The sequence below is a fragment of the Streptomyces beijiangensis genome (assembly GCF_017315755.1).
Classification (GTDB): Bacteria; Actinomycetota; Actinomycetes; order Streptomycetales; family Streptomycetaceae; genus Streptomyces; species Streptomyces beijiangensis.
In genome coordinates this window covers 1-203 of sequence record NZ_JAFLRJ010001215.1, presented here as the reverse complement: position 1 = coordinate 203, position 203 = coordinate 1, and the positions used below count along the sequence as shown (strand labels likewise).

General features: G+C 71.9%; 1 protein-coding gene. It reads left to right on the top strand.

All coding sequences use genetic code 11. The features are described from left to right. Positions 1-203, top strand: a 203-nt coding sequence (locus tag J0695_RS41225; RefSeq protein ID WP_372445937.1) for an ATP-binding cassette domain-containing protein, incomplete at both ends; no start/stop codon positions are given.

Sequence of the window (203 nt, the reverse complement as noted above, 5' to 3'; positions counted from 1 at the left end):
CGCCCCGCCGCGATGATCTTCCAGGACTACGGCATCTACGACTGGAAGACCGTCCTGGCCAACGTCCGCTTCGGCCTGGACATCCAGCGCACCCCCCGCGCCGAGGCCAACGCCAGAGCCATGGACTGGCTCACCCGCCTCGGCCTCGCCGACTTCGCCGACGCCTACCCCGCCGCCCTCTCCGGCGGCATGCGCCAGCGCGT